The sequence below is a fragment of the Streptomyces sp. NPDC004539 genome, from assembly GCF_040610055.1.
Taxonomy (GTDB): Bacteria; Actinomycetota; Actinomycetes; order Streptomycetales; family Streptomycetaceae; genus Streptomyces.
The window spans coordinates 99,853-121,637 of the sequence record NZ_JBEXLS010000011.1; the positions used below are offsets into that span (position 1 = coordinate 99,853).

A 21,785-nucleotide genomic window follows, 5' to 3' on the forward strand; every position below is an offset into this window, starting at 1 on the left:
CTGAGTGGGGATCTCCGGGAATTTCCTGTCGGACACGACGTCGACGGTCGATCCGAACACGTCGGGCTGGGCGGTCAAGCTCAACTGCACGCTCAGCAGGGGCACTGGCGGGACGGTGACGGACGGCTGTCTGGCCGTCCGCTCCGTGGCGTCGGGGGAGATGCAGGCGCGGACGGTCGCCTCGTACCCGGTGATCCAGGGCGCCGAGTACGAGGCGTTCGCGGACGCCAGCGGGGCGACGGTCCCGGAGCGGATCGGCATCCGCTGGCTGAACGCGTCATCGGCGGAGATCGGCGTCACGTGGTCGCTGACGACGTCGTCGGCGTCGGCGACGTGGCATCGGATCGCGGTGGCGGACTGGGCTCCGGACGGGGCGACGCAGGCGCAGGTGCTCCTGTCGTCGGCCCCGGCCGCGGGCGCCGTGCTCAGCTACTACGACAACGTCTACTTCGGGCTCCCGCAGCGCACCACGGGCAACCTGCTGTCGGCGAATGCGGAGACGTCTGAGCGGGCGGCAAGCTGGGAGTACCTGGCGGTAACAAACTGTTCGGTCAGCCGGACTGTGCCTCCGGTGAACTGGGCGGCGGCCGCCTACTCGGGCGGCGGTCACGTTGCGACGATGACCGTCACGGCCAACGGGGCGGCGGATTTCCGCAGTACGGACTGGCCGTCGGTGACGCCGGGCCAGCAGTATCTGGCGTACGCCTACCTCAACCCGCCCGCGTCCGGGAGCGCGGCGTGGATCGAGCTGCGGTTCTACAACGCCGCGTTCGCCCAGGTCCAGGCGACTCGGGGCGTCCTGAACGCGCCGGGAACGGGCTGGTACCGGCAGCGCGTGTCGGACTACGCGCCCGCAGGCGCTGTGTACGCGACGGTCGCGTTCGGGCTGAGCACGGCGACGGCGGGGCAGGTGCTGCGCACGGACGGCGCGGTGATTCTCGCGTCCCCGGTGGTGTACGCGGGGTCCGTCGTCCCCTACCGGGACGCGAGTTTCGAGCAGTCCGTCTCTGGCTGGACGGTCTTGTCCGGGGTAGGGACTTTGGCGCGGGTGGAGCCGTGGGGTACGGACGCCGTTGACGGCTCGTACAGCATGTCGGTGTCGTCGGCGACCGCGACGACGACCACGATCCAGTCCGGCCGGTATCCGGTCGGGGCGGCGGCCGGGCAGTCGTGGACGGTACAGACCGGGCTGAAGGTCTCGGCGGGGTCCTGGAATTTCAGCCGGGCGATCCGCTGGTACGACGCCGCGAACACCGACTTGGGGCGTACGGCGGCGAACGCGATCGTGGCGCCGACGCCGGGCTGGTGGTGGCTGGCCAGCCAGTTCACGGCTCCGGCGGGTGCGACTCAGGCGGCGGTCGAGCTGATTCTGACGGCGACGGCGACGTCGTCGGTGCTTCGGTTGGACCGGGTCGGTCTGTGGCAGTCGGTGCCGCTGTCGGAGGCCACGGTCAATCCGGTGACGGCGTCGGTCCTGGTGACGTTTCGGGAGCTGACGGCGGGGTCGATCACGGTGTGGCGGATCACCCCGGACGGGACGCGGACGCTCGTACGCGGGTCGACGGGGCTGATCGACGGGCTGGCGTGGACGGCGGAGACGCTGGTGGTCGAGGACTACGAGGTGCCGCTGACGATCCCGGTGTCGTACTACGCGGAGGTCCGCTCGGGCGGGGCGGTGACGCAGACGCGTCTCGCCGGGCCCGTCACAGTCCCGCACGACGACCCCAACGTGGCCTGGCTGCGCGACCCCGGCAACCCGCAGCGGAACATGATGGTGATGGTGCGGCGGGCGCCGGACTGGCAGCGGGAGATCGCCCAGTCCGAATACCGGGTCCGCAGGCGCCGGAACTCGGTGGTCCTGTCGGATGTGCGCGGGGGGCTGGCCGGGGACCTCGCGGTGTGGACGCGATCGGACGAGGAGCGGGCCGCGCTCCACTGGCTCCTCGACTCGGGCAACGTACTGCTGTGGCAGGCGGCGCCGGGGATGGGCGTGGACGACACGTACGTCAACGTCGGCGCGGTCACGGAGGCTCGGACGACGCCATATGCCCCGGAACTGTGGCGGGAGTGGACGCTGCCGCTGAAGCAGGCCGATCAGCCGGTGTCGGTGGGCGTCGCCTCGTCGGCGGGCCGGACCTGGCAGGACATCCTCACCGAGAACAACACCTGGGCCGACGTGCTGTCCGCGTTCGTGACGTGGGAGAAAGTCCTCCTCAACCAGCCGAAGTAGCAAGGAGGCTGGCGTGTACTCGGTGTCGGCTCGCTTCCTCCAGACGATCACGGAGTCCCACTCTCCGATCACCGAGGTCGTCCTCTTCCGGACGGACGGCAGTACCGTCCGGCTGGATCACACGGGCGGCTCGGTGCCGGTGGACCTGAAGAGCGCGGTTAGGCGGACGTGTTCGGTGACCTCGCCGGACACGTCCCTGATCCCGCGCACCCCGGCCGACAAGATCAGCGTCTACGGCTCGCGCCTGCGGATCTCGCGGGGGGTGCAGTACTCCGACGGCACCACCGAGCTGGTACCGCTCGGGGTGTTCCGTGTCGACGAGGTGTCGGGCGACGTCGACGAGGGCCCGGTCACGATCGCCGGGAAGTCGCTGGAGTGCGTGATTGCCGACGACAAGTTCACCTCGCCGTACCGGGCCAGCGGTACGGCGGTGGGCGCGATCACGTCCCTGATCCAGCGGTCCATTCCGGACGCGATCGTCATCAACTCGGCGACGGACGCGGCGATCGGCCCGCGCACGTGGGACGTCGAGGCGGACCCGTGGGCGGCTGTCGTGGAGTTGGGGCGGGCGATCGGTGCCATGGTGTTCTGCGACCCCGACGGGGTGTTCACGGTCGCCGAGCTGCCGGACCTGACGACGGCGACCCCGGTGTGGACGATCGCCGCAGGCGACGGCGGCGCGTACGTGTCCGCCGCGCGCGGCATGACCGCCGACAAGGTCAACAACGGGGTGCTCGCGCGCGGGGAGAACACGGAGTCCAACGTCGCCCCGGTGTCCGCGCTGATCGTCGACAACGACTCGGGGAGCCCGACTTACTGGTCTGGGCCGTTCGGTAGGCGTCCCACCTTCTACTCGTCCAGCACGCTGACCACGGTCGGCGCGTGCACGGCCGCGGCCACGCTGCTGCTCCGCTCCGCTCAGGCACCGAACGCGTCCGCCGACATCAGCTCCCTGCCGAACCCTGCGTTGGAGGTGGGGGACGTGCTCCGCGTCGTCTACCCGGACGGTTCCAAGGAACTGCACCAGGTCGCCGGCTTCACGGTTCCGCTCGACCTCGGGGGCTCCTTCACCATCCAGACGATCTCGGCGAAGGAGGGTACGTGAACACGACCTCCATCCAGGTTGACCTCGCGGACGCGATGCGGCAGTCGGCTGTCGACGCTGGCGCTGGGACGCCGGCCGTACGGGGATCCAACTGGCAGCTTGCCGTCGTGTCGGCGGTGGCGACGGACGGGACGCTCACGGCGGCCGGGATCTCCGGTATCCGGCGGGTCGCTCGGTTCATCGACCCGGTGGTCGGGGACACGATCGTCATCTCCCAGTCGGCCAGCGGGAACTGGCTCGCGCTCGACCGGCTCGCGACATCGGTCGGGGAGTGGACGGCGCTCCCGCTCGCCGGCGGATTCTCGGCGGCGGCCGGCTACTTCGCTCCCGTGTACCGGGTGATCGGCCGCGAGGTTCAGCTTCGCGGAAGCGCCACCAAGAGCACGACGCTGGTGTCGGGTGATGTGTGGGCGACGCTCCCGGTCGGGGTCCGGCCGACGACGGACATGGACATCGTGATGGGCATGACCCACGGCACCAACGGCACGAACTTTGGCGCGTGCCGCGGCATCATCCGGACCAACGGCACCATCGAGTACCGCGGCCCCAGCGTCAGCACCCTCGTCTTCCTTTCCCCTATGTCCTTCTGGCTGAGCTGAGAGGCACGTACCCATGGCGACAGACAGCTACGGACAGACGATCGTCATCCCCGCGCTTGCCGACGCTCCGAACATCTCCACCGTCGGCTCGTCCATCGACGCCCTCGTCGGCCGCAGCGTCATGCGGTTCGCGTCGGCGTCCGCGCGCGCGGCCACGCTCGCGGCCCCGGTTGAGGGGATGACTGCGTGGCTGGCGGACGTCGACCAGCTCACGGTGTACGACGGGTCGGCGTGGGTCGTCCTCGGGCGCGCGCTCACGCGGACGTTCGTCGAAGACACGACTAACCGAACCGTCACCTCAACCACGTACGTCAACGGCTCGGGACTCCTGTCCGCCCAGATCGTCGGCCCGAAGTCGGGAGCGGTCGAGGTCGAGTTCAAGACGCGCTGCGACAACTCCGGCGGCAGCACCGTCCTTTCGTCGTTCACGGCGTCCGGGACCGTCACGGGCACGATCTACAGTCCGAACGACGCGGCGGCCACTGTGTGGGCGAACATGCTGTCGGTGGGCCCGCTGACGATCACGCAGGAGATCTCGTGTGCGGTCGGGGAGACCGTGACCGTGGCCCTCCAGCATCGGACCGTCGCCAACACCGGGAACCTCCGCTACCGGTCCCTGCGCCTGCGTCAACTCTGAGGGGTCCCGTGTCTACGCCTGACGAAGTCCCGCCGGTGCGCCCGGCTCAACCGCGTGTCGACGAGCACGCCGCTGACGTCGACACCCTCGTCGACCTCGGCGTAATCCCCACCCCGCCCCCCGAACCCCAGCCCCCGCAGGTCGGCTGACCGTCAACCCCGCCTGACCGAAAGGAGGTCAGGCGTGCCGAGACTCCGTGCCGCTCTGGCCGCGCTCGCCCTCACTCTCGCCGTCCTCCTCGCCAGCGCGTCTCCGGCTCCTGCGGACGACCCCCCGTCCGGCCCGGTCCTGATTGAGGGCGTGGATCTGCACGACACGACGATCCGCAAGTTCGGCGGCACGTACTACATGTACGGGTCGATGTACGCGTGCGGTTTCCAGTGGGGTGTGGCAAACACCCCGTGGTGCGGGTTCGGGGTGAGCACGGCGCCGTCGCTCGCCGGGCCGTGGTCCACGCCGACCCTCCTGTTCTCCCCGTCGTCCGTCGACCCGTCGACCGGCCGTACGTGGGCGCAGACCTGTGGCGGGACGGGCCGGGGCTGCTTCAACCCGCGCATGATCCAGCGGACGGGCTGGGGTTACGACGACGGGGTGTTCATCCTCTGGTTCAACGCGCCCAGGCACACGGACGATGGCGCGGCGAACGCGTACAACGTGATGGGCTGCAACTCGCCGACGGGTCCGTGTGGTCCGACGGCGGGTGCGCCGTCCGGCTCGTTCAACAAGCCGGCGCTCAACCGGTGTCCCGGCAACGGGGACTTCGGGATGATCGAGAGCGGCAGCGGCGGCCGTCCGGCGATCGTGTGCACGGAGCCGGGTCGTACGGGGCTGGATATCCAGGAGCTGAACTGGAGCGGCAGCGGCGGCAACGCGGGGGTGGGTGTCGTCCACGTGGCGGGCGTGACGCTCGCGGAGGGCCCGGGCGGCTGGTGGGATGCCGAGCACGAGCGCTACGTCCTCACCTACTCCGATCAGGGGTGCGGCTACTGCTCGGGTACCCCGATCGGCTACGCGGTCTCGTCGTCGCTGTACTCGGGCTGGTCGGCGCCGGGTAACGTCGGCTGGGGGGCGCCGAGTTACGGCCGCAGGATCTTCAACGGCAACAGCTGTGGGGGCCAGCCGAGGACCGTGACGGTCCTGGACGGCCGCCCGTACCAGATCATCGACCTCTGGCTCGGCACCCGTAACGAGACGGCCGCGCCGACGCTGGTGACGCCGCTGGACTACACGCCGCGCGCCGGCTCCCCGGGTGACGGCCGTGTCTGGGTCCCGCCGGTCTCCCTCTCCTGCACCTGACCCACCCCGTCTGCCCCGCACCGTCCGGTCCGGGGTTTTTCTGTGCCCCGAGGAGTCCGATGAAGCTCGTCACGCGCGCCCAGCTGGGTTGGCCCGCTTCGGCCGCGCCGACCCAGACGTCCACGAAGGGCGTCAAGGTCCACTACGAGGGAACCGACGTGAGCCCGCGCCTGCTCACCGACCACGACGCGTGCATCGCCGAGTGGAAGGCGATACGGGTCAGCCACCTCAACAACAAGAAGGAGAACTACTCCGACGTCGCCTACAACTACGCGGCCTGCCCTCACGGCTACCTGCTGGAGGGGCGGGGGATCGGGAAGCGGACGGGGGCCAACGGGGACCAGGACCTGAACCGCGCGCACTACGCGATCGTCGGCCTGGTCGGAGACGAGGGCCTGACCGAGCCGACGGACGCGATGCTGGGGGCGATACGCGACGGCATCGAACTCCTCCGCGAGCATGGCGCCGGGACCGAGATCAAGGGGCACCGCGACGGCTACGCCACCGACTGCCCCGGCGGTCCCCTGTACGCGTGGGTGCAGCGCGGCGCTCCCCGGCCGGGCGGTACCGTCCAGCCGCCATCGACGCCCGCAGCGCCGCCGTTCCCCGGCCGGTCGCACTTCGTCCTGGGCGCGCACAACGACTTCGCGCTCCAGCTCCAGAAGTGGCTGGCGAAGGGCGGGTGGGGTCCGGCGTACAAGGTCGGGCCGTCGCGGACGATGACGCAGCTCGACCTCGACAAGGTCAAGGCGTTGCAGCGGCACTACCTGTCCGCGCTCGGGCCCGCCGACGGGCTGACCGGACCGAAGACCTGGCAGTACGCGTACGAGGTCGCCAACGGCCTCCGGAAGAAGTGAGGACCCCCATGAAGATCTTCGGCAGAGAGCCCGTGTACATCCTGGCGTTCGTCGCGATCGCGCTGAAGCTGGCGTCGGCGTACGGGCTGGACGTGTCGGCGGAGCAGCAGGGCGCCGTGATGGCGGTCCTGTCCCTGCTCGTCGCGTTGACCACCGCAATCGTCCTGAAGACGGGGGCGGTGGCGGCGGCGATCGTGAACCTCGCGCAGGGTGTCCTCGCACTGTTCCTCGCGTTCGGCCTGCACCTGTCGGCCGACCAGCAGGCCCTGTGGATGGGCGCGGTCGAGGCGGCGGTCGCGCTGGTGATCCGGCGGGAGGTGACGGCCCCGGTGCCGGTGCTGCGGGTGGAGCAGTCCAGCCCGGTCAAGGGCGTCTGATCGGGGGCACGTATGCCGGATGAGCCGACCCTCGGCGAGGTGGTCCGCCGCCTGGAGGCCGTGCACCAGGACCTCAAGGAGGACTTCCGTGACGTGGCCGGGCGGCTCGACGGCAAGGTGTCGATCGAGCGCTTCCAGTACGAGAAGGACGCGGCCCTCGACCGCGAGCGCCTGATGGGCGAGCGGGTGAAGGCGATCGAGGAGGCGCGCGAGCGGGAGGCGCAGGAGAAGCGGGAGCGGGAGCAGAGGGACGCGGACCGTCGGGCGGCGGACCGGCGGCTCATCTTCTCGGCGCTCGTCGCGCCGGTCATCATGCTGTTGTTGACGCTCTACCTGACGAGCCAGGGGGCGGGGTCATGACGGCGGCCGGGCACGCGAGTTGGCGCCAGCAGCAGCGACGCAAGGATCTCGTGTTCGCGGGCCTGCTGTGCGCCGGCCTGGTCGCGATCGCGCTGATCGCTTTCTGGGTGCAGGGGCTGTCCCGCGATCTGCATACCGCAGTCGAAGACCGGGATGCGCTCGCCCGCCAGGTGGAGGAGTTGGGCGAGACTCCGGTGGCGGGCCCGGCGGGGAGCCGCGGCGAGCCGGGCGCCTCGGTGACGGGACCGCCGGGCGAGCAGGGTGTGCAGGGTCCGGCGGGTGTTGCTGGGCCGACCGGGCCGCCGGGTCCGTCGGGGTCTCCGGGTGCGGCCGGCCGTGACGGCGACGACGGGGTGTCGGGGATCGAGGGCACGCCGGGCGCGGCGGGCGCTACGGGGCCCGCCGGTCCGCAGGGTGTTCAGGGTGAGCGCGGGGAGCAGGGTGCGACGGGCCCTCAGGGTGAGCGGGGTCCGGCCGGGCCAGCGTGCCCGGACGGGTATTCCCTCCAGGCGCCCGCGTCCGATCCGGATGTGCTGGTGTGCCGCCGGGATGGTGCGCCGTCGCCGGGCGGGGATCCGGGCGGGAGTCCGCGGGCGGTCGGGCTGGACCCGCTGCGGCGGCTGTACGGGTAGGCGTTGCCCCCCTCCTTCGGGAGGGGGCGGTTTCGTGTTTCCGGGGCTGCGGCTTAGGTCAGGCTCTCGGCGGTTTCGTCGGCGTATCCCTGGACTGTGTCGACGGCGTCGCGGATCTCGTCGTCGTCAGGGCTGTCGCCGGTGACGTCGTCGATGAGGTCGCTGCGGGTGATGACGACGCGGCTGTCGTGGACGTAGGCGCCGGCCCACACGTCGAGCATCCATTCCCCCCCCTCGTCGTCGGGGCCATGCTTGAGGTAGAGGACGGGGGACTCGGCGGGCGAGTCGAGGAGCTGCCTGAGGTCTGCGGCGGTGACGGCGATCGACATGGTTCCTCCAGAGGTGCAAGTTGCGCTCGGAGCCCAAAGCAGTACGGCCCCCGCAAGCGGGGGCCGGACGGCGTACCGTTCTAAGTGCGACCAGAGAACGGAGCACCAGTATGCCCGAACGTATCGCCGACAGCGGGGTCATCGTGGAGAGCAACGGGCAGCGCCTCGCCCGACTCCGCGCACGCCGCCGCTGGACACAGCAACGCCTCGCCACCGAAGCCGGATACTCCCTCGCCGCTGTAAGAGCCATGGAGCAGGGGCGCCGTTCCCTCGACCGGCCCGCCGTCGTCCTCGCCTTCGCGCAGGCTCTCGACTGCCACCCCACCGAAATCACCGGAGCACCCTACGTGCCACTCAACGCTGACCGCGACGGGCAGGCCGCCGTAGCCTCGGTCGCCGCCGTGCGCCGCGCCATCCTGCGCCACGGACGACCGGCCCGCCCCACCGAGCAGGAAGCCGCCGCCGTCGACCTGCCCGAACTGCGCGAGCGCGTCATCGAGGCCAACGCCTGCCGACAGGCCGCCGCCCTCGCCGCGTCGGGCCCCCTGCTCCCGCCGCTCCTGCGCGACCTCCAGGTGGCCGCCGAACTCTCCGGCGGAGACCAGCGGCGCGAGGTCTACGCCCTGCTGGCCTCGGCGTACGAGTGCGCCATGCAGTACCTGTACAAGCTGGGCCACAGCTCGGACGCAACCCTCGCGACCGAGCGCGTGCTGTGGGCGTCGCAGGAGACCGAGGACCCGCTGCGTGTTCTCGCGGCCCACTGGTACGACGCGGGCGAGTTCCTCACCATCGGCGAGCACGACGAGGCGGCTGCCATCATCGACGAGGCCCTCGCCGAGCTGGGCGCGATCCGGTCGCCGGGTCCTGAGGCTGTGTCGCTGCGGGGCGCCTTCCACCTGAAGGCGTCGCTCAACTTGGCGCGCGCCACGGATGCGAAGGGCGCGGTCCGGCACCTGAAGCGGGCGGAGGAGGCTGCCGAGGAACTCGGCGAGGACCGGAACGACTGGGAGATGCAGTTCGGCCCCACCAATACCGCCCTGTGGGCGGTCAGCCTGCCGGTAGAGATGGGGCGCGGCAAGGACGCAGTCGCCCGGGCGGAGAAGGTGAGGCTCCCGGCGGACTACTCGCGGGAGCGGCGTAGTCACTTCCACATCGACTGTGGCAGGGCGTACTTCTACAACGGGCAGCGGGAGCAGGCCGTGCACGCGTTCTTGGAGGCCGAGCGCTTGGCGCCTCAGGCCACCCGCGCGCATGCGGGGGTCCGGGAGACGATCGGGACGATGATCCGTACGCAGAGGCGCGGCGACCTGATCGAGCTGGGTATCCGCGTCGGGGCCGTCTGACCCATGAAGTGCTACATCTTGTAGCACTTCCCCCTCTCGGAACGCCCTACGGTCACGGTGTGAGACGGATCACCGTGACCGTGGAGGCACCCCTCCACCGAGGGGAGCCCCGTATGCCCGACCATCATCGCGACCATCCCTTCCCGCATTCCTGGGGCGTCCTGATCCCGACGCGGGCGGAGTCGCTGCCACGGCACGACCGTCCGGACGAGATCCGGGAGTGGCTGGCCAGCGCCCACTACGATCCGATGACCCCGGGCCGGGAGTGGGCTGAGGATCTCGGCGTCGCCATGCTGCCGCTCGGGCCCGTCATGTGCGCCGTGCGTATCCCGGCCCGGATGGTGCACGCGGTCGCCGGGACCGACGAGGCGGAGACCGTCGCCGATTGCCTCACGCAGGCGCTTCGCGGGCCCGTCATCTATGATCCGCTCACGGCTAGGCAGGGGTATCCGTACTATGCGCTCGTCCCGTACCGGTTCCTGGCGGAGCCGTTTCCGGCCGGCACCATGTACCTCGGCAAGGGCGTCTGGCTGGGCGTCCCGGACCTGACCCGGACGGGCCCGCGCGGTGTGCACTGGGCGGTCCTGCCCCGGTTCCGCAACGACCTGTGCAGCCTCGACCTCGTCCACGGTTTCATCCTTCATGCCGCGGCCAAGGCGGGCGACCAGTGACGACGGTGGAGCGGACGTGGTCCAGCAGGCCGTTCGACCTATCCACGTACGGGCCGGCCGCGATTCCGGTCCCGGGCTGCGCCCGGTGCGCCGAGCTGAGCCTGTTACGCGCTGAGGCTCGCCGTGCTGGTGACTGGTCGCTGGCGTCGGACTGTGCGGTCGGCATCCGTACGCACGACACCGGTCACGCCGGTACTCCGTGATCTCCCGCTCCCGGCCTGGCACCGGCGGCCGGGAGCGGGGTTGGACGGCCGTCCCTGATCGTTCCCCCGCGGCGGGGGCGGCCTCAGTCCGCCGTCGGTGCCACGCTCCCTGTGGCGCCGACGGCGGGCTACTCCGGCTCGGCGACCAGATCGGCGAGCAGCACCCCGATGGCGTCGGCGATCCGGATCAGGGTGTCGAGGCGCGGGGACACGTGGCCCTGCTCGATGCGGCTGTACGAGGCTATGTCGATGCCCGTGAGTTCGCACAGCTGACGCTGGCTGATCTCGTGCTCTTTGCGTACGTGGCGAATCTGGGCGCCTACTTGGCGACGGCGGGTGAGGACCCGGTCGTCGGGCGGAGTCGAGCGAGACACTCGCCCACGCTCGCGGTACCGTGATCAAATGTGATTAGGCTAAACCCTAATTTTTGTGATCTTGAATAGAGCACCCACCTCCAACCCTGCGGCCAGGCATATGCCAGCAGAGCTGCCTGTATGGTGAAAATATCGAACGCGCGTTCACTCGAACGAGCGAGTGACACGCGTAACGGTCATCAGTTAGACATTGAGTAGACAGGGGCATAACCGCCCTACGCCCAGACTCCCGCCCGGCGTGCCGTTGGGAAGCGCGCCTGCCGGACGGGGAGCGGCCCCCCTGCGCCACCGCATGGCGCAGGGGGGTACGTTATTTTCCCACCGGAACCCCGCTGCACGGACGGCGATTCCCGGGCGAATCCGAGGGGGTCCGGAGGGGGGAAGAGCCCCCCAGGGAACCCTCAGGGGGGATCAGATGGAAAGACTAGGGAAGTACCTGAAACATCGAGAAAGCCCCAAGTGCGCAGGTGGGGACGTGATCGCGAATCGTCTCGCATGTCGCACCCATCGCCACTCCATGTACGAGGAGTACAAGGAGCCCCTGTACGCCGCTCCCCCGCTGCTGGCGCGCATGGTCGACGCGGGCCGGCTGGGCCGGAAGTCCGGGGCGGGCTTCTACACCTACGGCTGACCACCCACCGTCACCGGCAACGGGCCCGGCGCTCTTCGGAGCACCGGGCCCGCTCCATTCACACACCGTGTGCACGCCGGGCCCGCATATGCCCTCCGCACACTCTCCCGCCGCGCCCACCAGGGAGGTTCACTCTTCATGCGCATGCAGGGGATGGCGTTCCGTAACGGACCATCACGGATCATCGCGGAGAGGAGCGGAGAGGTGACCGGCGATCCGGCACATCCCACGAAGACCGAGGAACTCGCAGAGTTACGGCGCCGACTCGACGTGGCCTACGCCCGCGTCGAGGGAGGGCTCGCTCTGCTGAACCACCGAACCAAGGAAACCGCCAAGGAACTCGACCAGTTGAGCACCCGGATCGGCTCCCTGGAGCACCGCCGCTGGCCACTTCCGTCACTCGCGGCGATCACCTCGATCGGCGCCCTGGTGGCCACCTTGTGGGAGCGGCTGGGGCGCTAGCCGAGCCTGAGGTGGTGCAGGAGCATCAGGGCAGCGGCCATGTTGGCGGCCGGGACCTCCCCACGGGCGACCATGTCGGGGACGAGCTTGAGCGGGACCCACTCCCTGCGGTCCGACTCGAAGTCGTCGACGGGATGTCCGACGTACTCCCCCTCGTCCGACCAGTAGATGTGGTGCCGGGCGTCGGTGAGGCCGTTGGACGGCTCCACGGTCATCAGGTGGTGGAGGGGACCCGGCCGCCAGCCGGTCTCCTCCTCCAGCTCCCGGGCCGCCGCGTACGCGACGTCCTCCCCGTCCTCGACGACGCCGGCCGCGAGTTCCCACCCCCAGCTGTCCGTGATGAAGCGGTGCCGCCACAGCAGCAGCACCTCGTTCGCCTCGTTGACCACCGTCGCGACCGCGACCGGGCGCAGCCTGATGAGGAAGTGGTCCAGGTGTCGCCCGTCCGGCAGTTCCACGTCCGCGAGGTTGACGCTGAACCAGCGGTTCGCGTACACAGCCTGTTCGTTTTTTTTCGTCCACTGCACGGTTCTGCCACCTTCCGTCTGGTAAGGGGCAATATCGCAGCAGGGGATGTGCGGCGGAGAAGGCAAGAGGTGGGAGCGGGGGCACTCGGGGGGCGGTTCGGGAGCGCGCCGCGCTCTCTACAGCGGCACCCTGAGCGCGCCGTCGATCAGTTCGGCGGCCTCGGCCGTGCCCGCGCCGCCGCTGCGCGCCAGATGCTCGCGGACCTCACGGAGCCGGTCGCGCAGCCGCTGGGACTCCATCCCCCGCGCCTGCTCGGCCATCTCGACGGCCGTGACGACCGCCTTGTCCGCGTTGCCCTGCCGCAGTTCGATCGTGGTGAGCATGGCGAGGCGGTGGACGCGGCCCCGGTCGTGGGCCGGGGTGTCGACGGCCGCGGCGGCGTGCTCGGCGGCGGCCGTGATGTCACCGAGGCTGAGCAGGGCCTCCGCGACCTGGACGTTGACCAGACCCGGCTGGACATAGCCCGTCTCGTCCGGTTCCCGGCCGCGCCGGATGCGGTCGGCCGCCGTCTCCGCGCGCCGGATGCAGGAGACCGCGCTCGTGCCGTCACCGAGGTGCGCGTACGCCTTGGCCTGCATCGCGTACAGGTCCGAGGCGAGGGCGGGGGTGATGTGCCGGCCCGCCGTCCGCAGGGCCGCCTCCGCGAACGCGACCGCCTGCCGGAACTCCCGCATGAACAGGGCCTGGTTGACGAGCAGCGCGATCACGTACGCGCCAAGGCCCCGGTCCCCGCTGGCCTTTGCCAGGCGCAGCGCCTGGTGGAAGTAGCGCTGCGCGAGGCCGTGCGCGTCCGAGTCGTACGAGCAGATCCCGGCGATCGCCACCAACCCGCCCGTCGCGCGGTGCAGTTGGCGGCCCGTCGCGTCCGTGTAGCCGCCCCGCAGGAGGGGGGCCGCCTCCGCGTTCAGGAAGCCGACGATCCGCGAACGGGTCGCCACGCCGCCGGCCTTGCGGTACATCTGCTCGTAGTGCGCGCGGGCCGCCCGCAGCATCTCGATGTCCCCCGGCGTCACGCGGTGCCGGCCGCCCCGGGAGACGTCCACGTCCTCCGGCGGGTTCTCCCACTCCCACACCGGCATCACCGCGGGCGTTCCGGTGACCGCCGGGGCGCCCAGGATGTGCGGGCGCTGCTGCTCGTCGGAACGCCACAGGGCGGTCGCCCGCTCCACGAACCCGGAGAGGGTGCCGGCGTGGGGGGCGCTCGGCTCGCCCGGTACGCCGAGCCCGATGTCGTCCAGCGTCACCGGGCGGTGCAGGCGGGTCGCCAGGACCTCGCAGATCAGGTCCGGGACCTGGCCTCTCGGGCGCTGGCCCTTCAACCACCTCGCCACCGCGGTGTGTTCGTACCGCAGGGCGAGCCCTCGTCTGCGGCCCACCTCGTTGACATGGGCCGCCAGGCCCGCGTGGGAGATGCCGGCTTCGTCGAGGATCGCGTCGAGGAGGGTGTTGGGCTGCATGGGTGCCCCCGTGGTGGCTCGGTGGGGACAGCGTAGTGCGGGTGGGTTCACACGGGGTGTGAAGGGAGCGCTCGTACTGAGGGGGGTGCGCTCGGTTTTGGGCGGCGGGCCGGGGGCGGTTCACTGGTGTGCCTCCGGCCGGGGCGCCGGCTCCCCCTCGAAGTGGTGTTCCGGTCGGAGGGTAGGAATTTCGACTAGGGATGGGGGGCCAAAGGTGAGTTGTCGGGTGCGGGTTGTGTGTGGCTGGTCGCGCAGTTCCCCGCGCCCCTAAAAGACTTGGCTGAGCATCCGTTGTTCAGTGCCAGGAGAGCTACGTCGTCCCCGGGCTTCCCCGCCGTGTGCCTCAGCAGGTCCGCGAGGACCGCCGTCACCAACTCCTTCGGTGAACCCCCGTGTTCCACCGCCGCCCTCTCCAGCATGTACGGCAAGGGGAAGAAGCGGCCCCTCCTATCCCTCGCGTCCTCCGCGCCGTCCGTGAAGAGGACCAGGGACTCGCCGGCCAGGAGGAAGCCGTGTTCCGTTGCCAGGTCGGCCGGCAACGGGAACGGGCCCAGGGGTGGGAGGGGGTCGGCTCTCGAAAGGGGGAGGACCCTGGAGCCCGTGATCAAGTAGGGCCACGGGTGACCGCAGTTGAGGGCCAGTACGCCGCCGTCGACGCCGATCTCCAGCAGCAGGACGGTGACGAACTCCTCGCCCACCGGGTTCGCCGACGGCTCCACTCGGGAGCGGTCCGCGAGGTGCCGGGTGAGGGTGCGGTCCAGCCTGCGCAGCACTCCCCCGAGGTCGGGTTCGTCGTACACCGCCTCGCGGAACCCCCCGAGCAGCGCCGCGACCGTGCCGAGCGCCGCCAGCCCGTGCCCCCGTACGTCACCGATCACGACCCGCACGCCGAACTCCGTGCCGACGACGTCGTACAGATCCCCGCCCACCGAGGCGCCCCGCTCGGCGGAGACCTGTACGGCCGCCACGCCCAGCCCCTCCACCCGGGCCGGCAGGGGCCGCAGCACCACACTCTGCGCGACGCCCGCGACCCACCGCGCCTGCCTCAACTCCCGCCGCATGTGCAGCGCGACCCCACCCCCGACGACCAGCACCATCGCCCCACCGAGCAACGGGCACACCGACTGATACGCACTCACCAACATCACGGGCGCGGCGACCCACCCCAACGACCGCCTGATGCCGAACATCCCTGACGGCCCCCCTCTAGGCCAGGAAAGAAAAACAGACCGACCCCGAGAGGCCGGTCTGCATTCTGTCGACGGGATGACTAAAGGGAGCTAGGGAGCCGGGACTTGTCACCCAGATGAGTGAAACGCCCTAGGGGTGCAGGGCTGTGTCGATTTGCGGCTACCGCCGCGTGGGCGCGATCAGCCACAACTCACCCGCACCCGGCAACGACACCTCAGCCCCGCAGGACAGCCCCCGCCCGTTCCCCAGCCAAGGCAACAGCCGCATCCCGCGCAGCCGAAGCCTCATCCACGGTCAACGTCCGGTCCCCGGCACGGAATCGCAGCGCGTACGCCAACGACTTCCGCCCCTCACCCAACTGCTCGACGTTCTCGTAGACGTCGAACAGCCGGATGGACTCAAGGAGTTCACCCGCCCCCTCCCGCAGCGCGGACTCGACGTCGGCGGCCGGGACACCGGCGTCCACGACGAGCGCGACGTCCTGCGTGGCGACGGGGAAGGAGGAGATCCGGGGCGCCTCGGGGGTGTCGTCCCCCGCCGACTCCACCGCGTCCAGGTCGAGTTCCATCGCGGCGGTCCGGGCGGGCAGCCCAAGTGCCTTGACGACACGGGGATGCAGCTCGCCGGCGTGGCCGACGACGGTCTCCACGCCGTCCGCGACGAGGACGAACTCGGCGCAGCGGCCGGGGTGCCAGGGACCGTACTGACCCTGGCGGACCAGCAGTTCGGCCCCGGCCTCCCGCGCGACCGCGCGCCCCGCCTCGACCGCGTCGGCCCAGTCGGCGGGACGGCCCTTGCCCCACCAGCCGGCCTGCTCGCGGGCGCCCGCGAGGACGACGGCGACGTGGCGCGGCTGGACGGGAATCGCCGCGTCCAAGGAGGCCAGCTCCTCGTCCGAGGGGCGGCGGTCGACCGGCAGGACCGGGGCGACGGACCGCTCCGCGCGGGGGTGGAAGACCAGGCCCGTCTCGAAGAGGGCGAGGTCGTGCGAGCCCCGGCCGTCGTTGCGCCGCAGCGCGCCCAGCAGCCCCGGCAGCAGCGACGTGCGGAGCGCGGGCTCCTCGTCGTTGAGGGGGTTGGTGAGCTTGACGACCTGGCGGTCGGGGTCGTCCGCGTCGAGGAGGAGCTGGTCGAAGACCTGCTCGCCGACGAAGGGGTACGACGGCGCCTCGACGTAACCGGCACCGGCCAGCGCGCGGCCCACCCGGCGGTGGAGGCGCTGGCGGCCGGTGAGGCCGCGGCCGGCGGGCGGCTTCGGCAGGGTGGAGGGCAGGTTCTCGTACCCCTCCAGCCGGATGACCTCCTCGGCGAGGTCGTTGGGCGCGGCGAGGTCGGGCCGCCAGGACGGGACGGTGACGATCAGCTCGTCCTGCCCGTAGACGTCGCACCCGATCTGCTGAAGGCGCCGGACGACGGTCTCGCGGCCGTAGGTGACACCGGCGACCTTGTCGGGGTGGTCGGCGGGCAGCGCGACGGTGTGCGGCGCGGAGGGCGCGATGACCTCGGTGACGCCGGCCTCGGCGGTGCCCCCGGCGAGCAGGACCAGGAGGTCCACCGCGCGCTGGGCGGCGGCGGGCGCGGCCTTGGGGTCGACGCCCCGCTCGAAGCGGCGGGACGCCTCGGAGGTCAGCTTGTGGCGGCGGGCGGTGCGCGCGATGGCGACCGCGTCGAAGTGGGCGGCCTCGATCACGACGTCCGTCGTGCCCTGGCCCTCCTCGTGGTCCGCGATCTCCGTGTTGGCGCCGCCCATGACCCCGGCGAGGCCGATGGGCCCGCGCTCGTCGGTGATGACGAGGTCCTCGGCGTCGAGCGTGCGCTCGGTGCCGTCGAGGGTCTTGAGCTTCTCGCCCTGCTCGGCGCGGCGCACGCCGATCGTGCCCTGGACGAGGGTGCGGTCGTAGGCGTGGAGGGGCTGGCCCAGCTCCATCATCACGTAGTTCGTGACGTCCACGGCGAGGGAGATCGGGCGGACGCCGACCTTCTGGAGGCGCCGCTTGAGCCAGATCGGGGAGCGGGCCTCGGGGCTGAGGCCGGTGACCGTGCGGGCGGTGAAGCGGTCGCAGGCGAAGGGGTCGGCGACCTGGACGGGGTAGCCGAACGCGTTCGGGCCCGGGATGTCGAGGAGGGCCGGGTCGCTGAGCGGGAGGCCGTAGGCGATGGCGGTCTCGCGGGCGACGCCGCGGATGGACAGGCAGTCGCCGCGGTTGGCGGTGACGGCGATGTCGAGGACCTCGTCGACCAGCTCCAGCAGCTCGATGGCGTCCTTGCCGACCTCGGTCTCGGGCGGCAGGACGATGATGCCCTTGGTGCCGTCGTCGCCCATGCCCAGCTCGTCGCTGGAGCAGATCATGCCGTGGGACGTCTTGCCGTAGGTCTTGCGGGCGGCGATCGCGAAGTCGCCGGGCAGGACCGCGCCGGGCAGGACGACGACGACCTTGTCGCCGACGGCGAAGTTCCGGGCGCCGCAGACGATCTCCTGCGGCTCACCGGTGCCGTTCGCCGTACCGACGTCGACGGTGCAGAAGCGGATCGGCTTCTTGAACTCCGTCAGCTCCTCGATGGTGAGGACCTGACCGACGACGAGGGGGCCCTTGAGGCCCTCGCCGAGCTGCTCGACGGTCTCGACCTCAAGTCCTGCGGAGACGAGTTTGGCCTGGACGTCACGGCCGGTCTCGGTGGCGGGGAGATCGACGTACTCCCGCAGCCAGGAAAGCGGGATACGCATCAGATCTCACTCCCGAACGGCCGGGTGAAGCGGATGTCACCCTCGACCATGTCACGCATGTCTTCGACGTTGTGGCGGAACATCAGCAGCCGCTCGATACCGAACCCGAAGGCGAAGCCGCTGTACTTCTCGGGGTCGACGCCGCAGGCGACGAGCACCTTGGGGTTGACCATGCCGCAGCCGCCCAGCTCGATCCAGCCCTCGCTGGAGCAGGTGCGGCAGGGGCGGTCGGGGTTGCCGACGGACTCGCCCTTGCAGACGTAGCAGACCATGTCCATCTCGGCGGACGGCTCGGTGAACGGGAAGAAGTTCGGCCGCAGCCGGGTCTTCATGTCCGGGCCGAACAGGGAGCGGACCATGTGGTCCAGGGTGCCCTTGAGGTCGGCCATGGTGAGGCCCTCGTCGACCGCGAGCAGCTCGACCTGGCGGAAGACCGGGGTGTGCGTGGCGTCCAGCTCGTCCGTGCGGTAGACGACACCGGGGCAGATCACGTACACCGGCAGGTCGCGGTTCATCAGGGAGCGGATCTGCACCGGGGAGGTGTGGGTGCGCAGGACGAGACCGGAGTCGGCGGTGCCGTCGGCGGCCTCGACGAAGAAGGTGTCCTGCTCGCCGCGCGCGGGGTGGTCCGGGCCGATGTTCAGGGCGTCGAAGTTGAACCACTCCGCCTCGACCTGCGGGCCCTCGGCGACCTCGTAGCCCATCGCGACGAAGACGTCCTCGATGCGCTCGGAGAGGGTCGTCAGCGGGTGCCGGGCGCCGGCCGGGACCCGGTCGTACGGCAGCGTGACGTCGACGGCCTCCTCGACGAGGACGCGGGCGTCGCGCTCGGCCTCCAGCTCGGTCTGGCGGGTGGCGAGGGCCTTGTTGACGGCGCCCCGGGCCTGGCCGACGAGCTTGCCGGCGGCGGCCTTGGCCTGCGGGGGCAGCGCGCCGATCTCGCGGTTGGCCAGCGCCAGCGGGGAGGCGCCGCCGGTGTGGGCGACCTTCGCCTCCTGGAGCGCGTCGAGGGAGTCGGCGGCGGCGAAGGCGGCGAGCGCCTCGTCCCGCATGCGCTCGATCTCTTCCGGTTTCAACGCCTCGACCTCTACTGGGTCGTACGACTTATTCGGTGCCGACATCTCTTCCCGTGCTTCCGGTTTGCTGGCTGAAGACCCCGTGACCGGCTCGGTGAGCGCTCTGTGGGACACAAAGGTGCCAAGGGCCGAGTCTAACGGGGCGTGGATGTTCGAACGCGCCCGTGGCGGCCTAGCTCAGGTAAGCAGGCGCTGCCACGGGCAACGTAAATCGGAACTGTGCGCCGCCCTCGGGGGCGCGGCCGACCGTGATGACGCCGCCGTGGGCCTCGACGATGCCCTTGACGATGTAGAGCCCGAGGCCGGTGCCGCCGCGCTTGCTGCCCCGCCAGAAGCGGGTGAAGACGCGGTTCATGGACTCCTCCGGGATACCCGCCCCCTCGTCGCTCACGGTGACCGACGTGCCCGTGTCCTCCCCCTCGCGGGGGGACGCGGCGGACGTGACGTCTATCGTGACGGTTCCCTCGCCGTGGCGCACCGCGTTTTCGATGAGGTTGCTGAGCACCTGGTCGACCTTGTCGGGGTCGGCCCACAGGGCGGGCAGCGGCTGGCCGATGCGCAGCAGGAACCGGTCGGCGGGGAGCCCGGCGGCGACGTATGCCTGGATGTGGCGGCCGACGGCGGCGCCCATGTCGACGGGCTGGCGGCGGACCTCCAGGCGGCCGGAGTCGATGCGGGAGATGTCCAGCAGCTCGGCGATCAGGCGGGTGACGCGGTCGGCGTCGGCGTCGACGGTCTCCAGCATCAGGCGCTTCTGGTCGTCGGTGAACCTCTCCCACTTCGCGAGGAGGGTCGCGGTGAAGCCCTTGACGGAGGTGAGGGGGGAGCGCAGTTCGTGGGCGACGGTGGCGATCAGCTCGGCGTGGGAGCGCTCGGTGCGGCGGCGGGCCTCGGTGTCGCGCAGGCAGACGACGACGCGCTGTACGGGGCCGGTGGGGCGGTCGCGGACGTAGGAGGCGGAGACGAGGAACTCGCGTCCGCCGGGCAGGAGCAGGTTGCGTTCGGGCTGGCGCACCCGGGTGGCGAGGCCGCCGTACGGATCGGTGAGCTGCCACCAGCGGCGGCCCTCCAGATCCTCCAACGGGAGCGCCTTCTCCAGCGGCCGGCCGAGGACGTCGGCCGCGGCGGTGGCGGTCATCCGTTCGGCGGCGGCGTTGAAGCAGACCACCCGGCCGTCCTCGTCGGCGACCACCAGGCCGTCCGGCAGGTCGTCCGGCCCCATCCCGGGCGGCCACCAGACCCTGCGGGCTTCCGGCGTGCCGCTCGTGACCGCACTCATCCTCGTACCCCACCTCCCGCGACGAGGACCCCCGAGCACGTCACCCTACAAGTTCTCGGTGACGCTGCGGCACCCTCCTGAGGCGCGCTGTGCACGGGCTGACGCATAGAGACATACGGCGGCGGCGGTGGCCAGGTTCAGACTTTCCGCCTTTCCGTGGATCGGGACGCGGACGACGGCGTCGGCGAGGGCCCTCGTCTCCTCGGGGAGACCCCATGCCTCGTTGCCGAACACCCAGGCGGTGGGCCCGCCCATGGTCCCTTTGTCGAGCTCGTCGTCGAGGTCGTCGAGACCGGCGCCGTCGGCGGCGAGAATCCGCACCCCGGCCGCCTTCAGCCCGCTCACGGCCTGTTCGACGGGTACGCCGACGGCGACGGGGAGGTGGAACAGCGAGCCGACGGAGGCGCGGACGGCCTTCGGGTTGTACAGGTCGACGGAGGCGTCGGTGAGGACGACGGCGTCGGCGCCGGCGGCGTCCGCGCACCGCAGGACGGTGCCCGCGTTACCGGGGTCGCGCACATGTGCGAGGACGGCGACCAGCTTCGGCCGGGCGGCGAGGATCTCCTCGAAGGGGGTGTCCAGGAACCGGCAGATCCCGACGAGCCCCTGCGGGGTGACGGTCGTCGAGATGTCGGCGATCACCTGCTCGTCGGCGAGGTGCACCCGCGCGCCGGCGTCCCGGGCCTCCCCGACGACGTCCGCGTACCGCTCGGCCGCCTCGACCGTCGCGAACAGCTCGACCAGCGTCGCCCCGGCCGCCTCCCGCACCGCCTGCGGCCCCTCCGCGAGGAACAGCCGCTCCTTGCTCCGGAAGTTCCGCCGGGCGAGCCGCCGGGCGGCGGCGACCCGGGGGGAACGGGGGGAGATGAGGTCGGGGGTCATGAGGGTCTCTTTCAGACGGTTCGCGTCAACAAAACGGACCCGTAGGTAAACCCACGGGTCCGTACAGTCAGGCTCAAGCCCGGAGTCAGGCCGCCTTGGGGGCGTTGACGTCCGCCGGCAGGGCCTTCTGGGCGACCTCGACGAGCGCGGCGAACGCGTTCGCGTCGTTCACGGCGAGCTCGGCCAGGATCTTGCGGTCGACCTCGACGTTGGCGGCCTTCAGACCCTGGATGAAGCGGTTGTAGGTGATGCCGTTCGCGCGGGCCGCGGCGTTGATGCGCTGAATCCACAGCTGCCGGAAGTCGCCCTTGCGCTTCTTGCGGTCGTTGTAGTTGTAGACCAGCGAGTGGGTGACCTGCTCCTTGGCCTTGCGGTACAGGCGCGAACGCTGACCACGGTAGCCGGAGGCCGCCTCGAGGATCGCCCGGCGCTTCTTGTGGGCGTTGACTGCCCGCTTGACGCGTGCCACTTGTTAACTCCTTGTAGCGGGGCCGTGGTTGGACTCACACGACCCGGTATCGATTGGGTCCCGGTGAAGGCG

The 21,785-nt window shown here is 70.9% G+C and carries 23 protein-coding genes and 1 pseudogene; 14 read left to right on the forward strand and 10 right to left on the reverse strand.

All coding sequences use genetic code 11. From position 1 onward, the window contains the following. The first annotated feature begins 4 nt into the window (after window positions 1-4). The 10 genes from ABZX85_RS23430 to ABZX85_RS23475 are packed head-to-tail and all read left to right on the forward strand — an operon-like array spanning window position 5 to window position 8,093. Window positions 5-2,230, forward strand: a complete 2,226-nt coding sequence (locus ABZX85_RS23430; RefSeq protein WP_355871817.1) for a hypothetical protein — start codon at window positions 5-7, stop codon at window positions 2,228-2,230. A gap of 13 nt (window positions 2,231-2,243) precedes the next feature. After that, window positions 2,244-3,335 carry a DUF5047 domain-containing protein gene (locus ABZX85_RS23435; protein ID WP_355871820.1) on the forward strand — a complete coding sequence of 364 codons (1,092 nt, stop codon included), beginning with the start codon at window positions 2,244-2,246 and terminating at the stop codon, window positions 3,333-3,335. Continuing rightward, complete coding sequence (locus tag ABZX85_RS23440) at window positions 3,332-3,934, forward strand: hypothetical protein (protein ID WP_355871823.1); 603 nt, start codon at window positions 3,332-3,334, stop codon at window positions 3,932-3,934. The genes ABZX85_RS23435 and ABZX85_RS23440 overlap by 4 nt, the downstream gene beginning before the upstream one ends. A gap of 13 nt (window positions 3,935-3,947) precedes the next feature. Further along, entirely contained in the window at window positions 3,948-4,571 is a 624-nt protein-coding gene (locus tag ABZX85_RS23445) for a hypothetical protein (protein ID WP_355871826.1), read from the forward strand. 8 nt (window positions 4,572-4,579) lie between these two features. Beyond that, a complete protein-coding gene (locus ABZX85_RS23450) occupies window positions 4,580-4,720 on the forward strand; it encodes a hypothetical protein (protein ID WP_355871829.1) in 141 nt (46 codons plus the stop codon). Window positions 4,721-4,754: 34 nt separating this feature from the next. Then, entirely contained in the window at window positions 4,755-5,867 is a 1,113-nt protein-coding gene (locus ABZX85_RS23455; RefSeq protein ID WP_355871832.1) for a hypothetical protein, read from the forward strand. 59 nt (window positions 5,868-5,926) lie between these two features. Further along, complete coding sequence (locus tag ABZX85_RS23460; protein ID WP_355871834.1) at window positions 5,927-6,724, forward strand: N-acetylmuramoyl-L-alanine amidase; 798 nt, start codon at window positions 5,927-5,929, stop codon at window positions 6,722-6,724. An 8-nt stretch (window positions 6,725-6,732) separates the two neighbouring features. Then, complete coding sequence (locus tag ABZX85_RS23465) at window positions 6,733-7,101, forward strand: hypothetical protein (RefSeq protein ID WP_355871837.1); 369 nt, start codon at window positions 6,733-6,735, stop codon at window positions 7,099-7,101. Between the two features lie 12 nt (window positions 7,102-7,113). Next, a complete protein-coding gene (locus ABZX85_RS23470; RefSeq protein ID WP_355871840.1) occupies window positions 7,114-7,461 on the forward strand; it encodes a hypothetical protein in 348 nt (115 codons plus the stop codon). Beyond that, window positions 7,458-8,093 carry a collagen-like protein gene (locus ABZX85_RS23475; RefSeq protein WP_355871843.1) on the forward strand — a complete coding sequence of 212 codons (636 nt, stop codon included), beginning with the start codon at window positions 7,458-7,460 and terminating at the stop codon, window positions 8,091-8,093. Before ABZX85_RS23470 ends, ABZX85_RS23475 begins: the two co-directional genes overlap by 4 nt. Window positions 8,094-8,146: 53 nt before the next feature. Here the strand turns inward: ABZX85_RS23475 and ABZX85_RS23480 are convergent, their stop codons facing one another. Next, entirely contained in the window at window positions 8,147-8,422 is a 276-nt protein-coding gene (locus ABZX85_RS23480; protein WP_355871846.1) for a hypothetical protein, read from the reverse strand. A gap of 110 nt (window positions 8,423-8,532) precedes the next feature. Here ABZX85_RS23480 and ABZX85_RS23485 point away from each other — a divergent pair, with 110 nt between their 5' ends. Beyond that, window positions 8,533-9,765, forward strand: coding sequence for a helix-turn-helix transcriptional regulator (locus ABZX85_RS23485; protein ID WP_355871849.1), 1,233 nt, complete (start codon window positions 8,533-8,535; stop codon window positions 9,763-9,765). A 113-nt stretch (window positions 9,766-9,878) separates the two neighbouring features. Then, window positions 9,879-10,436 carry a hypothetical protein gene (locus tag ABZX85_RS23490; RefSeq protein ID WP_355871852.1) on the forward strand — a complete coding sequence of 186 codons (558 nt, stop codon included), beginning with the start codon at window positions 9,879-9,881 and terminating at the stop codon, window positions 10,434-10,436. 331 nt (window positions 10,437-10,767) lie between these two features. On the opposite strand, the gene ABZX85_RS23495 is transcribed toward ABZX85_RS23490, so the two are convergent. Next, window positions 10,768-11,013, reverse strand: a complete 246-nt coding sequence (locus tag ABZX85_RS23495; protein ID WP_355871854.1) for a helix-turn-helix transcriptional regulator — start codon at window positions 11,011-11,013, stop codon at window positions 10,768-10,770. A gap of 514 nt (window positions 11,014-11,527) precedes the next feature. Between ABZX85_RS23495 and ABZX85_RS23500 the strand changes: the two are divergent. Beyond that, window positions 11,528-11,644: pseudogene (locus tag ABZX85_RS23500) on the forward strand (3-hydroxyacyl-CoA dehydrogenase family protein); the annotation flags it as partial. A gap of 204 nt (window positions 11,645-11,848) precedes the next feature. Continuing rightward, window positions 11,849-12,106, forward strand: coding sequence for a hypothetical protein (locus tag ABZX85_RS23505; protein ID WP_355871857.1), 258 nt, complete (start codon window positions 11,849-11,851; stop codon window positions 12,104-12,106). On the opposite strand, the gene ABZX85_RS23510 is transcribed toward ABZX85_RS23505, so the two are convergent. From ABZX85_RS23510 to rplT, 8 genes are all read right to left on the reverse strand, one after another. Beyond that, window positions 12,103-12,633: an NUDIX hydrolase gene (locus tag ABZX85_RS23510; RefSeq protein ID WP_355871860.1), complete on the reverse strand. Its 531-nt coding sequence runs from the start codon at window positions 12,631-12,633 to the stop codon at window positions 12,103-12,105. The genes ABZX85_RS23505 and ABZX85_RS23510 overlap by 4 nt on opposite strands. Window positions 12,634-12,750: 117 nt before the next feature. Further along, a complete protein-coding gene (locus ABZX85_RS23515; protein ID WP_355871863.1) occupies window positions 12,751-14,091 on the reverse strand; it encodes a transcriptional regulator in 1,341 nt (446 codons plus the stop codon). Window positions 14,092-14,285: 194 nt separating this feature from the next. Continuing rightward, window positions 14,286-15,281, reverse strand: coding sequence for a PP2C family protein-serine/threonine phosphatase (locus tag ABZX85_RS23520; RefSeq protein ID WP_355871866.1), 996 nt, complete (start codon window positions 15,279-15,281; stop codon window positions 14,286-14,288). A 215-nt stretch (window positions 15,282-15,496) separates the two neighbouring features. Beyond that, the gene (gene pheT, locus ABZX85_RS23525) at window positions 15,497-18,007 is read right to left on the reverse strand and encodes a phenylalanine--tRNA ligase subunit beta (RefSeq protein WP_355871869.1); all 2,511 of its coding nucleotides are present in this window, start codon (window positions 18,005-18,007) and stop codon (window positions 15,497-15,499) included. Then, a complete protein-coding gene (gene pheS / locus ABZX85_RS23530; RefSeq protein WP_355871872.1) occupies window positions 18,007-19,128 on the reverse strand; it encodes a phenylalanine--tRNA ligase subunit alpha in 1,122 nt (373 codons plus the stop codon). The genes pheT and pheS overlap by 1 nt, the downstream gene beginning before the upstream one ends. Window positions 19,129-19,255: 127 nt before the next feature. Then, window positions 19,256-20,362, reverse strand: a complete 1,107-nt coding sequence (locus ABZX85_RS23535) for an ATP-binding protein (protein WP_355871874.1) — start codon at window positions 20,360-20,362, stop codon at window positions 19,256-19,258. Between the two features lie 45 nt (window positions 20,363-20,407). Then, a complete protein-coding gene (locus ABZX85_RS23540; RefSeq protein ID WP_355871877.1) occupies window positions 20,408-21,244 on the reverse strand; it encodes an RNA methyltransferase in 837 nt (278 codons plus the stop codon). An 85-nt stretch (window positions 21,245-21,329) separates the two neighbouring features. Continuing rightward, window positions 21,330-21,713 (reverse strand): 50S ribosomal protein L20, encoded by a 384-nt coding sequence (gene rplT, locus ABZX85_RS23545; RefSeq protein ID WP_010350261.1) that lies wholly within the window; start codon window positions 21,711-21,713, stop codon window positions 21,330-21,332. Between the last annotated feature and the right edge of the window lie 72 nt (window positions 21,714-21,785).